Origin of the sequence: Lysobacter sp. ESA13C (assembly GCF_019970005.1) — a bacterium.
GTDB classification, from domain to species: Bacteria; Pseudomonadota; Gammaproteobacteria; order Xanthomonadales; family Xanthomonadaceae; genus Lysobacter; species Lysobacter antibioticus_B.
In genome coordinates, this window is record NZ_JAHXYK010000003.1 from 1 (window position 1) to 14804 (window position 14804).

The following is a 14804-nucleotide window of genomic DNA, read 5'->3' on the forward strand; positions in this document are numbered from 1 at the left end:
TCGATCGTCGTGCGGTCAGCCTCAGCGGCGGCCACACCTCGGCGGCGACGCAGTGGCAGAGCAAGCTGGAATGGCGCGAGGACACCGGTGCGGAGCGTCGCGAGCAGTGGGTCACGACCAACAACCTGACCCACAAGATCAACGAAAGCTTCCGCATCGCCGCTCGCTTCAACTACTCCAAGACCACCGACCAGATCAACGCCGAGGCCGGCGCCAAGTTCATCGAAGGCAACGTCGGTTTCGCCTGGCGGCCGTGGAACAGCACCAAGTACGCGCTGCTCGGCAAGTACACGTATCTGTACGACGTGTCGGCACTGCCGCAGATCGGCGACAACGTGGCGTTCTACGATCAGCGCAGCCAGATCCTGTCGCTGGAAGGCATCTACAACCCGAACCACCACTGGGAGTTCGCCGGCAAGCTGGCGCGTCGCGAAGGCGAAGTGCGTTACGGCCGTCTGGAAGGCCAATGGGCCGATTCGGCGACGACCTTCGCCGCGGCGCAGGCGCGTTACGAGTTCGCCGAAACCTGGCATGCGCTGGCCGAGTATCGCTGGCTGGGCGTGAGGGACGGCGGCGATCGCCAGGGCTTCCTGATCGGCGTCGACCGCGACATCGGCCGCAACTTCCGCGTCGGCGTGGGCTACAACTTCACCGAGTTCAGCGACGACCTGACCAACTTCGATTACGACCACAAGGGCTGGTTCTTGAATCTGGTCGGCACGTACTGATCGCGTTAGGCCGTAACGCAAATGCGTTGCAGCCATCGCCGCGACCGCCGAGAGGATGATCGCGCATGAGCGGCGGATGGTTCTGCGGCCGCTCGGCGCCTGCGTGGGGAGGCTTTTGAGCCATTCGCGCCGCCGCCGGTTTTTCGTTGTGGATGAACGATATTAGGTAGACATATTTGCGCTTTCGTTCTGGTCATAGGCGCGTCGGCGATCGGCATGAGCGAAACCGGCGCGCAGATCCGGATACAGATCCAGCAAGAAGACTCAGCTCGGCTCCGGCCGGAGTGACCACTAGCGGCAACGATCCAGCGTCGCAGTCCCATCGATCGAATTGCAGCCGCGGCCGAACCTTCGCAGGCGGTCCATGGAGAAGGAAATGAAATCCATCGTCGCCAAGCTCCTCGCGCTGATGACGGCCGTGCTGGGCATGTTGGCTGCCGGTCCGGCGGCGGCGCAGTACGCGACCGGCGGAAGTGGCCAGTATCGAAGCCAGATCCTGTGGTTCGACTGGGGCGTCAGCGGCACCGCCATTCCCCAGGTGGGCACCTCGGTCGTCAATACGATCACCATTTCCGGTACGCCGCTGGTGATTACCTGCACCTTGAGCGGCATCAACGGCAACGGAGCCGATCCCGACCTGCAGATCTATCGGCCTGGCGGCTATTTCGAAGACGGTCTGGACGATCTGTACAACGTCGGCGGCACCGGTGGCTCCAACACGATGGACATCGGTCTGATCAATCGTGTCGACGGCACCCTGACCACGTTCACCTACAGCTGCTCGGCTTTGCTGGGCGGCAGTCCCTATGTACTGGACGGCCTGGTGTTCGCCGATGCGGAGACCACCAGTGTCACCGAAGCGATACGTACGACGTTGCCTGCGGGCGCCACGATGCGCGTGATCGAGCGCAATCGCGCCGCGGGTTGCACGACCGGTTACAACGTCAACGTGACAGGCACGACCTATGCGTTTTCTTCGTTGCCGCCGAATAGTTGTTCGCCGGCCAACCCCGCCCCGATGGGGGTGTACTTCATCGACAACGCCACCACGGCGACCCTTACGCTGCAGGCCGGCGGCCTCCAGGCGGTGGCCTTGGGCGTGATGCTCAACGTGGCCGACTACGGCGATGCGCCGAGCAGTTACGGTACGGCAGGGCACTTGCCGCAATACAACTGGAGCGGCGGCACGCTTCCGGCCGGCAACACCGACATATTCTCCGCGGGCTTCTCGCTCGCAACCCTCGTGCAGCCGACGACCGCCTTGCTCGGAAGCCGCGTCGATGTCGAGAATCCGGCCTGGGCCGGGGCCGGGGCGTCGCTCGACGACAGCAACGGCGCCGCCAACGACGAGGATGGCGTCAACGTATCGGCATTGGCTCCGCTGTCGGTCAGTCTGCGGACGCTTTCGTATTCGGTGCCGGTGGCCTGCGTCGGCACGGGCTTCATCGCAGGGTGGATCGATTTCGACCGCAATGGCGTATTCGATGCCGACGAACGATCGGCGACGGTCAACTGCAGCGGCGGCAGTGCGACGCTGGCTTGGACGGTGAACCCGGATACCAGCGCAGGTCAGTCCTATCTGCGCGTGCGCACCGCGGCCAGTGCCGCGCTTATTGCCAGCGCCACCGGCATCGCCGGTTCGGGCGAAGCGGAGGACTACGCACTGACGATTCTCGATCAGACGAGCTTCGGCACCTGCGATGCGCGCATGTGGCTCGAACAGTCGCCGGGCGCGCCGACGCCGACCACGCTGTACCAGATCAATACCACCGTCAATCCGCTGGTGTTCAACGCCGTGGGAACCGCCACCTCGGTGTATAACGCGGTGGGCTACAACCCCAGCGACAACTATCAGTACGGTTTGATCACCAATCCTGCCGGCAATACCCTGGTGCGCGTTGGCGCCGACGGCAGCACGGCGATACTGGGAGCGGTGACCGGATTGCCTTCGGCGGTCTATATCAGCGGCGCCTTCGGCACCTCCGGAAACATCCTGTACGTTAAGAACAACGTCGCTGCCGGCACCGTGATGTACGCGGTCAACATCACGACCTTGGTCGCGACGCCGATCACCCTGAGTTCGGCGATCAATATCGCCGACTGGGCCTGGGTCGGCGGCCTGCTGTACAGCGTGACGAACAGCGGTCAGCTGGTGTCGGTCAATCCGACCACCGGTGCCGTCACCAATATCGGCGTGCCGAACGGTTTGCCGGCGGGCTTCTTCGGCGCGATCTATGGCGCGCCCAACGGCTTGTACGGTTCGGGCAATAACCCGCCCAGTGGTTTTTATCAGTTCGACTTGAGTACCGGTGCGGCGACCCTGATCAGCGGCGCGCCGGGCTCGAGCTCCAACGACGGTTCCAACTGTCCGACTGCGAACATCACCTTCGGCGCCGACTTGGCGATTACCAAGACCAATACGCCTGGCGTCAACGGCGAGGTCGACCAGGCCAACGACACCTATGCGCCGGGCACGAACGTCGTCTACACGATCGTGGTCAGCAACAGTGGGCCCTTCGGCGCCCAGAATGCGACGGTCGCCGATCCGTTGCCGGCCGGCATCACCACTGCGAGTTGGACCTGCACGGGCACGGCCGGCGGCGTCTGCACGGCCAGTGGCAGCGGCGCGATCAACGACGCGACCGTCGATCTGCCGGTCGGCGGTTCGGTGACTTACCTGCTGACCCTGACGGTGCCGGCGAACTTCACCGGTGCGCTGACGAATACCGCCACGGTCACCGCCGGCGCCGGTACCAGCGAAGCCAACACCGCCAACAATCAGGCCACCGATTCGGACGTGTCGGTGGCGCGGTTGACGATTGCGAAGACCAGCCTTGGCGGGGTCGGCAGTTTCGGCTTCACTGGCAGTAACGGCGTGGTGCCACAGACCTTGACCACGACCGTAGCCGGCACGCCGGTAAGCGGCGCGGTGCAGACGTTGACCGCGCTCGGAACCGTGACGACGGTGACCGAGGCGGCGGTCGCCGGCTTCACCCTGACCGACATCACCTGCACCGGGCTGGCCGCGGGAGGCAACGCGGCGCCGGACCTGGGCAATCGAACGGTGACGCTCGATGCCGCGGCCACCGCGGCCGGAGCGAACATCGTCTGCACCTTCACCAACAGCAGGCAGCCGGTGCTGCGACTGCAAAAAGCCTTGCCGCTCGGGCGCTTCGTCGGCAGTGACCAGTTCGCGTTGACGATCAGCGGTGCAGGCGGGCCGGTCAGCGTGACCACGACCGGCACGACCAATACGCCAGCCGAGATCGCGGTCCTGGACCCGGCCACGCTGGCGAGCGTCTACACCCTGTCCGAAGCGGGCGCAGCCGGCGCCAACCTGGCCAACTACGTCACGACCTATGCCTGCACCAATGCATCGGCCGGCGGACAAACCCCGAGCGGCAGCGGCAGCAGCTTCAGCGTGACGCCGGTGGCCGGCGACGACCTGACCTGCACGCTGAGCAACACGCGTAACCCGCTCGCCGACTTGATCATCACCAAGACCAATACCCCTGGCGTGGGTCCCAGCGACCAAGCCGGCGACACGGTGACGCGAGGCGCGACCACGATCTACACCATCGCGGTGACCAACAACGGGCCGGATACGGTTACGGGCGCCGTGCTGAGCGATCCCGCTGCAGGCCGCAGCGGTCTGACCTGCACCGCGCCGCCGAGCTGCAGTGGAGCAGCCTGTCCGGCGGGTTTGACCTTGGCTCAGCTGGAAAGCGGTGTCGCCTTGGGGGCACTCGCCAATGGAGCATCCGTGGTCGTGACGTTGACCTGCACGGTCAACTGACGTGTAGCTGTGCGGTATGTCGTCGGGCGATATTTCTTATGTTGAGGTGGTCAGTCGCGCATTTGGATTTCGTGCTCGTCATAGATGTCGGAAGTCGCAGAAGTCGAGAGTCTGCGTTGGCACTTGCCGGTGTGCCGGCATTGCAGATCGCGCGGTAGTTTCCGCTGGGTTGTTTGACTGATGCATTCGTGACGAAGCCATGAACAAGATTCGCAATGAGCACGACCCAATCGTTATCGCCCGGCCAACAAGCCGGATGCGGAAGTATTCGCTGCCCCTGGCCTTTGTTCTCTCAGCGAGCCTGCCATCCAGGCGATCTTCAGTCCCGAACGCTCGCACTTCGACACAAGGAGCTCACTGCTTGATGGCACCACGCGTTGTTTCGGGCCGATCCGGTTTCATGCTTCGGGGATTCCTCGCGCTTCTCGCAAGCGGCATGGCCGTGCCCGCTTTTGCCCAATTCACCGATCAGAACTGCAACGTCATCTGGGCGGAGAACAACACCAATCCCGCCAGCGTGGGTTTGTTCCGCGTCGACCCGGTCACGCTGGTCGCTCAAGCCGTATCGGTCACCAACAGTTCGACCGGTTCGGCCGGTCTGGCGATCGACGCGCGTACCGGCTATCTCTATATCGTCGGCAACGACGACAACATCTACCGCACCAGCGGCGTGGCCGGGAATATGACCCAGGTCGCGACCGATATCGACGGGCCCGGTACCGGGCCCGCGACCAACAAGTGGGCGCGGGCGACCATCCGCAATAATGTGCTGTACGCGAACACCAGCACGCCCACGACCGGCAGCGGCACGACGACGCACACCTGGACGACCAAACGTTTCACCGTCAACGCAGACGGCAGTCTGACGCCGATCAGCGATTTCACCATTACCTTGAACAAGGCGAACACGCTGGACTACACCGGCGGCGATCTCGCCCAGGACGATAACACCGGTCGTCTGTTCATGATGCTCAATCGTACCGGCAACGATTTTCTGTACTTCTACGAGGTCAACACCACGACCGGATTGTTGACGCCGCTGATCACCTCTTTGGCCAACGGCGGAATCAACAACCCTGTCGCGGGCATGACATGGGGATCTTTCGCGGCCTACGCCGGCAACTTCTACATAGCGAGCGGTTCGGGAAACTACGCGCTGTTGCCGACCGACATCCAGAGCAATCCCGCGATCGTCACCATCACCGGTGCCCCGGTGCCCAACAACGGCCAACCGGGCGCCGCCGACATGGCCGCCTGCGGCGCGCCGAAGTTCCAGATCACCAAGGCCGGCCAGGCGCGCGACGCTCAAGGCAATACCGCCAGCGTGGTCATCGTCGGCAGTACCATCGACTACACGGTGACGATCACGAACGTCGGCAGTACGCCGGCCACCGGGGCGAGCTGGTCGGATGCGTTGCCGGCCGGAACGAGTTACGTCGCGAACACCGCGACCTTGAACGGAACCAACCTCAATCAGGCGACGTATCCGTTCGCGTCCAACTACCCGATCAATTCGGTCGGCCGTCCGGCGGGCACGATGGGCTTTCTGTCACCGAACAACGTCGCCACGCTGACTTTTCGCGTGCTGGTGAATTCCGTGCCCGCGGCGACGGTCACGAATACCGCGACGACGGCCTTCACCGGGCCGATTGCGAGCCCGACGCCGAACTGCGCGGTCGCCCTGACCGGCTACTGCGCTGTGCACACCACTCCGGTCGGCACGACTTTCGCTTTGGCCAAGATCAGCAACGGCGGCGTGGGCGCGTTCTCCTTCACCGGCACCAACGGGGTGGCGGCGCAAACCCTGACCACGACCGTCGCCGGCACCGCGGTCAACGGCGCCGTGCAACTGCTCACCGCGACTGGGGTAGCGACGACAGTGACCGAAACCGCGGCGACCGGTTATGTGGTGAGCGGCATAGCCTGCACTGGCCTGGGAGCGGGCGGCACTGCCACCCCCAATCTGGCTGGCCGTACCGTGACCCTGGACGCCGCCGCGACCGCTCCGGGCGCAACCATCGTCTGCACCTTCACCAACGCGGGGCAGGCGGCCTTGAGATTGCAGAAGGCGCTGCCCTTAGGGCGTTTCGTCACCAGCGATCAGTTTGCGTTGACGATCGCAGGTCCGGGCGCGCCCGTCAGCGTGACCACGACCGGCAGTACGAATCTTCCGGCGGAAATGGCCGTGTTGAACCCAGCCCCCACCGGTAATACCTACGCGCTCAGCGAGGCCGGCGCCGGAGGGGCCAATTTCGCCAATTACGTGGCGGCCTACGCCTGCACCAACGCATTGCCGGGTGGGCAGGCTCCGAGCGGGGCCGGTACCAGTTTCAACGTCGTTGCGGTGCCGGGCGACGACCTGACCTGCACGCTGAGCAATACGCGCAACCCGCTCGCGGACTTGGTCATCACCAAGACCAATACGCCGGGCTCCGGTCCCAGCGACCAAGCCGGCGACACGGTGATGCGAGGCGCGACCACGATCTACACCATCGCGGTGACCAACAACGGGCCGGATACGGTTACGGGCGCCGTGCTGAGCGATCCCGCTGCAGGCCGCAACGGTCTGACCTGCACCGCGCCGCCGACCTGCAGTGGAGCAGCCTGCCCGGCGGGTCTGACCTTGGCTCAGCTGGAAAGCGGTGTCGCCTTGGGGGCACTCGCCAATGGAGCATCCGTGGTCGTGACGTTGACCTGCACGGTCAACTGAGTCGGCGACTTGCCCGCGCCGCCGGATCGCCGGCGGCGTATCGATAGCGAGCGAACGCATTTCCCTGACTCGCATGCCGGCTCTGCCCGGTTATGGCCGTCGGCGCGTATTGCCGCGCCGGTCGGTATCTGCCGATACGGGTTCGTTGATCCCGCTAATAATCCGCGGCAGCCGATATGGCACCGCCGGTAACACCCCTCTCATTCCCTGAGTGTCGCGGCCTCGGGAATGGGCTGCGGTGTGCATTAAATCCAGCGATCCTGCGAAGAAAACGGATCTGGATCAGGCTCGATTGGCCAGGCTCAAAAGGTAAGTTTTGTCAGAGGCTTCTTTCGAACCCCGGTTCAGTGTCACGCGGCTGACATTTACCGTCAATTACCGCCCCAAAGCGTGGGTCCAGGGGGGCGGGAAGGGGGGCGAGCTTGCACGTAGCTGGCACGAAGAGCGCTTTCTTGGGCGATGTAAACAGTTTCATCGCGAAATTGATGAAACTTTGCCAAATTCGGCCAAAAACGTGACGGTCGGCACAGAATTTGCATCGGTATGCCTAAGAGGCCATCGGCGCGACAGGACGTCCGGCGAGGGCGGACTCATACGGCGAGGCGAAAGTCGGGTGCGTAGTGGATTCCTCTCATGGAGATTCCGGCTCGGCGCTTTTATCTTGATGCGCCAGCGCGTGTCGTATGCGGAGCAGACGATCGAGATATTCGCGAGCTCTGGCTCTATTCGCCGTCCATGCCTTGGCTGGCCTGGTTCGAGATAAAAAGCGAAGTGGGGCGTGCGCGGTCTTATGTTTCAGGTGCAATTAATTTGTGCGGGTTATTGGCGGCGTGGCGGGGTCGAAATGCATGCAGACGATCGGCGCCGAAGATAATTGCGGGTAATAACGGCTAAGGAGTCGTTGCACATATCAAATTTTCATTTCGGTTCGGGTCATATTGAACGCACGCTTCGAGCGTTCGTGTCGTGCACATGGTGTGCACCGGACAGGATTTAGTTTGCATCGCGATCCGGCGGCGCAATCCCAACAAAGAGGCCAAGGATGGCGATCATGGACGAAAACAAGCGTTGGGCCCGGAAGGATGAAAGTCCGGTTTCAGCAATCTGTCGTAGCCCGCGACAGGAATCGAAGCAGTCCGATTCCAAGGAGGTAATGCACTGCGTCCAGTCTTCCGATCCTGGTTTGTGTCGATGGAATCGCCCTTGTCGGCAATGACCCTTCGGAACCCCCCTAGACATACCCATAAGCAGATCACGCCGTGTGCAATATCCATCCGTTTAGCAACGAACAAATCGACGACCCCGTGGACGAGCTGGAAGCCGAATCCATGCCCCAGAACGACAGCGAGGAATTGAAATTCACCCGGCTCGATGAGAAGCAGTGGGCGGCCATCGAAGCCGTGTTGCCGCGGACGGTCTATACGCGCAACGCCAGCGCCGACGACGCACGACGATTCGTCGAGGCGGCGTTGTGGGTCATGGCGACCGGGCGTTTCTGGACCGAATTGCCCGAGGCGGTCTATGGGCCCTGGCGCAAGAATTACGTCCGCAGCAACCGCTGGATTTACCGCGGCATGTGGCTGACGGTCATCAACGCGCTCGGCCCGGACAGCGAACTGGCGGCGTTGATCTCCGGTTACATGAATTCGCAGCTCGAGCGCCACCGGAAATTCGGTCGTCGCAATAACTTCCTGGACGAGGGCGGCGAGCACGAAACCTGAGGCTTTGCGTTGGGGATGGTCATCGGTCCAGCCGAATCGCGGGCCCTGGCCATGGAAGAAGGCGCCGCTAGCCGCCGGGCTAGGGCTCGGGGCGGCGCCTTCTTCTACCTGCCGCGTGGTGCTCGTTCCTGCCGGAGCTCCCGTTCTCCTCCGGTCGACCCGGGCGCCGCCCGGGCGATAAACCGTTCGATGCCGGCGTTCCTTGCGGCCCGTACGGCACTTCTCTCCGTGCCGCCGGGCCGCCTCCTTGAGGTCTCTCATTAAGGCTGCCAGCCGAGGCCGCCAGCCATACCGGCCGTTGCCGCATAGGCGCTGCAATCCGGCTGCGGGATAATGCCCGTCCCGCGGTGATCCCTGCTGCGGACGCGCCGACCGAGGCCGCATCGGCCCCCGGTCCATCCCCCGGCAAGCGCGGCGAGCATCGCCTGCGCCCGATCTTCAAGGCAGACCCATGCTGGAACTAGTAGGTTTCGACGGCGACGACACGCTTTGGCATAGCGAGGGCTACTACCAGGAGGCTGCGGTCGAATTCGACAGGATCCTCAGCGCCTGGGTCGACGTCGACAACGCCTCGGTACGCCAGCGCCTGCTGGCCGTCGAGCGCAGCAACCTCGCCCTGTTCGGCTACGGCGTCAAAGGCATGGTCCTGTCGATGATCGAGGCGGCGATCGACATCACCGAATCGCGCATCTCGGCCGCCGGCATCCACAAGATTGTCCTGCTCGCCAAGGCCATGCTCGACCACCCGGTGGAGCTGCTGCCCGGCATCCGCGAGGCCGTCGAAGCCGTCGCCGCCCGCCACCGCATCGTCCTGATCACCAAGGGCGACCTGTTCCACCAGGAAAAGAAGGTCGCCCGCAGCGGCCTGGCCGATCTGTTCCACAGGATCGAGATCGTCTCGGAGAAGGACGACGCCAGCTATTCGCGAGTGCTGGCGGAGTTCGGCATCGCGCCGAGCGCTTTCGCCATGGTCGGGAATTCGCTGAGGTCGGACATCGAGCCGGTGATCACCCTCGGCGGCTGGGGCATCCACATGCCCTACCACGTGACCTGGGCGCACGAGATGGAGCACGGCATGAGCGGCGAACATCCGCGCCTGCAGACGGTGAGCGGAGCCGGCGCGATCGCCGAAGCGATCGCACGCTTCGATCGTGGAGTCTGAGGTCGCGCAGGTGCCGGCAGAGGTCGCGACTGCGACGGAGCGGCCGGCGGCGCAAGCCGTCTATGGCTCGTAACGCAAAGATCGTACCCGCCGCCTCGCGGCGGCGCCCTCCAGCAAGCCAACGACCTTTGGCCCCGGCCGCCAGCGCCGGTGTTTCGGGCGGCGAGGGTCGTAGGCGCGAAGCGGCCTGATCGGGCGGATTGGTCCGAGCGAGTGGAATCGATGGAATGCAGTTGCCGATTCGGCGTACGACGCCATCGTCCTGTGATCGCGTGTCGCCTACGGTTCCATGCGGAAGCCTGCAACGTCTAGGCCTGTATTCTTCCGTCGCTGCATAAGCGGGCTTGGAACCGGCCAGCCGCACGCCCGATGCTCCGCGGCGAACTCTCGACGGCTGGGCGAAGTTCGCAGGTCAGTCGAGTCGTGCCGGATCTGTTCGGACTCGAAGGGCGACATGCCGCGCATGCCCTCTGCGAGAGTCGCTGTGCATGCGGGGCGCGCAAGCACATGGATCGGCGATGCAGGGGGCGAGCGAGCTAAGAATTTTCCCTATGCCATATCCGATGGAACTGACCTCTAATGCATACGGGCGGAAAGACGCGGTGTTCCAGCTCTATCCAAGCAAGAGCGCAGCCGCTGCGCGATCGTGCGATGGAGGCCCGGTTGCATTGGCGGATGAGCAGTCGATCGCGTCTTTGAAGAGCATTCGCGCGATGGCATTGTGATCAACAGCATGTTGGCTGCGGCCGCGCCAGAGTCGCAGGACAGTGGCCTGCGGAAATATCGAATTTGAACAGGAGATTGTCGTGGGCAAGAATGCCGATGGAAAGAAATACGAGGATGTCATCAACCAGGTCGAAAGGGAGTTCTTGACGCCGCAACATCGGGTTGCGATCGAAGAGGCGTCGCGCAAAGGGAATTTTGCCGTCAGCTTCAGGGCGGCGGGCGCTGCCACGCTGGCCGCGCTCGAAGAGGGGGCCGCGGCCAAAGGGCACGATATTCTTGAGAAAACCATCAAGCAATCGTCGATAGCCAAGGCATATCCGGCGAACGCCGAGGGCATGTTGCAGAAGGTGCGCGACGCCGGTATCGAGGGCTATGTCGGCCATTGGGAAAAGGCCAGCGGAGAACTGACGGGCATCTATCTCAGCAGCGGTCACGGCCTGGGCGACCGGGTCAAGGGGAACATCTACCCCATCGACATGAACCGGTTGGAGGAGTCGCTGGCCCCGCTCAAAGCAAAGGAAAGCTGGAGGGCGCTGCCGTTCACCGGCGACTACGACATGCACGACATGTTGACGTTTCGCGGAGCCGGCTTGCCGCATACGCCGCTGGTTGGCTCAAAGGAAGAACTGGCGATCAGGCACGCGATCAACAGTGCGGTGGCCGCGGTCGATGCGAATCGCCCGGTCGCCGACATCGAGCACAATGTGATCCGCCACGGTCCGCAGGTCAGTTTCTCGAGCTACATGGTCAGCCATGAGGCCGGGGTGGTGAAAAAGGACGGAGGGTTTTTGGGGGCGGTCGCCAAGCCGGGCGAATTCCCGGTGGCGATCGTCGATCGCGGCAAATGGTCGATGATTCAAGATGCGAAGCAGCTTGCCGGCTACTATCGAAGCGTCGGGGCGCACATAAAGGAAACCTGGAACCCCGATGGCGTCAGGACTTTCGCCGATTCGGAGAAGCCGGGCATGGTGAAGTACGGCTGGCGCGGCGATACGCCTGCGAAGCCGCCTGTTCCCACCGCATCGCAATCGGCCGATAGTCATCCTTCCGCCATCGTCGATCGCATGCTGGCGGCATCGCAAAGCGGCGATCGCGATGCGTTTCGGCAAATGACCCAGCAAGCCGCGGCGGCGGCGCCGGGACGCGAACTGCGCAGCGAGGCGGTGGTTACGGTCGACAGCCAACAGCAGGCCGTGGAACAGCCCCTGCCGGGCTCGAGCGGACTGCGCATGAAGTGATCGGTGATCCGCGATCCGGCGCCGAGGGGGCGTCGGGTCCGTGGCGGGCCCGAGTCCAAGTCCAAAGAAATGCAGGCGCAGCTCGAGAATGCGTCGGGAAAGCGCTTGAATGCAGTAAGACGAACTGACGGCGCTGATCGGCAGGACGGCGGTCTTGATGGAGCAATTCGAACGCCGTTGCGAGGAAGTCGGAGAAGATCAACGCGCGACCTGCCTGCAGTTGAAGGAGCTATCGCAGCAGGTAGTGGGGACGGTCTTCCAGTCGGCCGACGAGCGTCTGCGCGGCCTGTCCGGAGCGGTGATCGGCAAGCTAGAGGGCAGGCTATCGCAGCCGGTGGATACGCACGAGCATTGTCTGCAGCAGGCCGGCGCGCTGCTGCAGGAGGGTTCGCAGGGATTGGCGCGGCAGATTAAGCGTCTTGAGTGGCTGCATAGGCGACTGGTCTGCATCGGCATGGCCGGTCCGCGCCGGTCCGTGCGGCGCCTCGGGCCGGTCTGGCAACGAGGTCGGGTCATTCGCGAGAGCTGTGCTTGCGCGTTGTGCGGGTCCTCCAAACGCCGCTTTCCGCTCCCGCCAGACGGAGGCCGCTGCAAAGGCGCGGACTTGCCGCCGAGCGGTCCGATCGGGTTCGATTTGGCGCCTGAACGCCGGCTGCGCAGCGGACGACTCCGCGGCCTTTGCGGGCCGGCCGGGGAGGGCCGGGCGTCCCCCCCGTGGCTGCCGTTGCAACCGCGACTGAGCGACTGGCGGCGACCTCGGAATCATTCCAAGCCGGTTCACGGTGGCGAAGGCACATTCGCATCGTGCCTGCCGAGGAGCAGGCTTTACAGGAGACCGACATGACCGCCTTGTCCCGCTGGCTTGCACCGATCGTCATCGCCGCCGGCATCGGCGCGGTCGCGATTCCTGCCCCGGCCCGAGCCGACGATCTGGCCCGTGTGATCGTCGACATCGCTGACGTGATCGTGCGCAACAACACCCCGTACTACCGCTACGGCAACTACGGTTACAACGACCGGCTGATCGTCGTGCACGACCGCTACGGCCGTCCGACCTACTACCGCAACGCGCCGCGCTACGTCGAGCACCGTTATCGCCCGGCGCCGCCGCGCTACAGCTACGGCCCCCGCTATTACGACCGCGACTGCAACCATCGCGGCAAGTGCAAGACCACGTACTACGATCCGCGTTACGACCATCGTTACGACAACCGCTACTACGACCGTCACGACCGTCACGACCGCGGCCGCTACGGCCGCCACGACAACGGCCGCTGGCGCGACCGCTACGACGACTGACCCGACGTCGGTTCGCAGCCACACGACGGCGCCTCGGGCGCCGTCGTCGTTTGACCGGCACGGCGGCAGGTCCGGGAGGGTCGTCGCCCGGCAGTGTTAGCCTCCCTCACCGGCACGACACGCCGTCGTCCATGACCGGTTCCGCCATCGTTCGAGGCCCGCCCATGCGCACCGTTACTGAAAACACCGCGAAGACCCCCGTCGCCCCCGTCCACAGCCCGTCGTCGCGCCTGCGCCCGCGACGCCTCCTGCTTGGCGCGCTCCTGCTGGCGGCGATCGCCGTGCCGGGGGCGGCCTCCGCCCGCGGCTCGGTCGACTGCAAACTCAAGTTCAACATGTCCGGCTGGTCGGTGTTCTACAAGACCTCCTCGGGCAACGGCACCATCAGCTGCAGCAACGGCCAGAGTATGTCGGTGCGGATCAGCGCCAAGGGCGGCGGCCTGAGCTTCGGCAAGTCGCGCATCGTCAACGGCACCGGTGAGTTCTCCGGCGTGCACAACATCGGCGAAACGCTCGGCAGCTACGCCACCGCCGAAGCCCATGCCGGCGCGGCGAAGTCGAGCAAGGCGCAGGTCATGACCAAGGGCGAGGTGTCGCTGGCCCTGGCCGGTACCGGCGAAGGCTGGGACATCGGCGTGGCCTTCGGCAAGTTCACCATTTCGCGCTGACCGCGCGGCGTTTCGCTGCATCGCTGGGTGATCGCCGCAATAGATTCCGGGCACGCAGCCACCGCATCCGGCCTCCAGGAGGTTCCCCATGTCCAACAAGCTCAAGACCCATTTCTTCGCCCTGACCGCGTCCGTCGCGGCCTTGCTGGGCGCTGGAACGGTCCAGGCGCAGGATGTCGTGGCCGGCTGGAATCCACGCAGCGGCGACGTCTGGGTGGACACCTGGCTCGGCGACATCAACCGCTATGGCGCGCGTTACCGCGAGCCTTTCATCGACGAAATGGTCCGCTACTACGGCGCGCCGCGCGAACTGGTCGGCGATCTGTTGAACCAACGCGGCTGGACGCCGGGCGATGTTTATTACGCCTGCGCGATCGCGCAGGTGCTCGGCCGGCCGTGCCGCTATGTGGTCGACGAGTGGGATCGCGACCACGCCGACGGCTGGGGCGCGATCGCGCTGCGCCTGGGCATCAAGCCCGGTTCGGCCGAGTTCCATCGCCTCAAGCGCGGCTTCGTGCCGACCTACGACCGCTGGGGCCGGCCGATCACCATCGACACCGAGCTGCGTCGCGACTATCCGAACCGCCCTTATCGCGATTACGAGCGCGATCGCGGCGAAGCCAAGTCGGCCAAGGCCAAGCCCGGCAAAGACAAAAGCGGCAAGGACCACGCCGGCAAGAGCAAGAGCGCCGCGCAGGGGCGGGGGGCGGGCAAGGGCGACAAGGGCAACGGCAAGCCCTGAACGCGCGGGCCGGT

General features: G+C 64.3%; 8 protein-coding genes and 1 pseudogene. All 9 read left to right on the top strand.

All coding sequences use genetic code 11. The features are described from left to right. Positions 1-728: pseudogene (locus tag LC490_RS06165) on the top strand (hypothetical protein); the annotation flags it as partial. Between the two features lie 376 nt (positions 729-1104). Beyond that, positions 1105-4524, top strand: a complete 3420-nt coding sequence (locus LC490_RS06170; RefSeq protein WP_223619625.1) for a CshA/CshB family fibrillar adhesin-related protein — start codon at positions 1105-1107, stop codon at positions 4522-4524. A 364-nt stretch (positions 4525-4888) separates the two neighbouring features. Continuing rightward, positions 4889-7234, top strand: coding sequence for a DUF11 domain-containing protein (locus LC490_RS06175; protein ID WP_223619626.1), 2346 nt, complete (start codon positions 4889-4891; stop codon positions 7232-7234). A gap of 1328 nt (positions 7235-8562) precedes the next feature. Further along, complete coding sequence (locus tag LC490_RS06180) at positions 8563-8955, top strand: transposase (protein WP_152566274.1); 393 nt, start codon at positions 8563-8565, stop codon at positions 8953-8955. Between the two features lie 451 nt (positions 8956-9406). Further along, positions 9407-10117: an HAD family hydrolase gene (locus LC490_RS06185; protein ID WP_031372660.1), complete on the top strand. Its 711-nt coding sequence runs from the start codon at positions 9407-9409 to the stop codon at positions 10115-10117. A gap of 806 nt (positions 10118-10923) precedes the next feature. Then, positions 10924-12081: a hypothetical protein gene (locus tag LC490_RS06190; RefSeq protein WP_223619977.1), complete on the top strand. Its 1158-nt coding sequence runs from the start codon at positions 10924-10926 to the stop codon at positions 12079-12081. 840 nt (positions 12082-12921) lie between these two features. Then, positions 12922-13380: a hypothetical protein gene (locus LC490_RS06195; RefSeq protein ID WP_223619627.1), complete on the top strand. Its 459-nt coding sequence runs from the start codon at positions 12922-12924 to the stop codon at positions 13378-13380. A 164-nt stretch (positions 13381-13544) separates the two neighbouring features. After that, complete coding sequence (locus LC490_RS06200) at positions 13545-14048, top strand: hypothetical protein (protein ID WP_223619628.1); 504 nt, start codon at positions 13545-13547, stop codon at positions 14046-14048. A gap of 88 nt (positions 14049-14136) precedes the next feature. Next, on the top strand, positions 14137-14790 hold the full coding sequence (locus tag LC490_RS06205) for a hypothetical protein (RefSeq protein WP_223619629.1): 654 nt from the start codon (positions 14137-14139) through the stop codon (positions 14788-14790). The last annotated feature ends 14 nt before the right edge of the window (positions 14791-14804 follow it).